This is a genomic window from Pseudomonas sp. SIMBA_068, from assembly GCF_046534705.1.
Lineage (GTDB): Bacteria > Pseudomonadota > Gammaproteobacteria > Pseudomonadales > Pseudomonadaceae > Aquipseudomonas > Aquipseudomonas putida.
The window spans coordinates 1-233 of record NZ_JAWRYI010001734.1; the positions used below are offsets into that span (position 1 = coordinate 1).

Annotated in this window: 1 protein-coding gene; it reads right to left on the reverse strand. The window is 63.5% G+C overall.

Annotated features, from left to right (window positions below; genetic code table 11):
• A partial coding sequence (locus tag SB756_RS35680) for a DUF2950 family protein (protein ID WP_410913964.1) occupies positions 1 to 233 on the reverse strand: 233 nt, incomplete at both ends.

Sequence of the window (233 nt, forward strand, 5' to 3'; positions counted from 1 at the left end):
GTCATCACCGACCACATGTTGGCCGAACAGCGGGCCCAACGGGCTTACCTCGCCGTCGCCATCCTCGTCCCAGTACAGCCCGTCATGTTTGCCGGGCTCGCTGAAGATTTTCCGCGCGTACTCCAGCGCACCGTTGCCGTTGTGGTCCTCGGTGGCGTAGTCCATTTGCGCATCGTGATAAGCCAGCAGCGACTGCAACACACCCAGTTCGTTGCGGCCGATGCGCCGGGCGC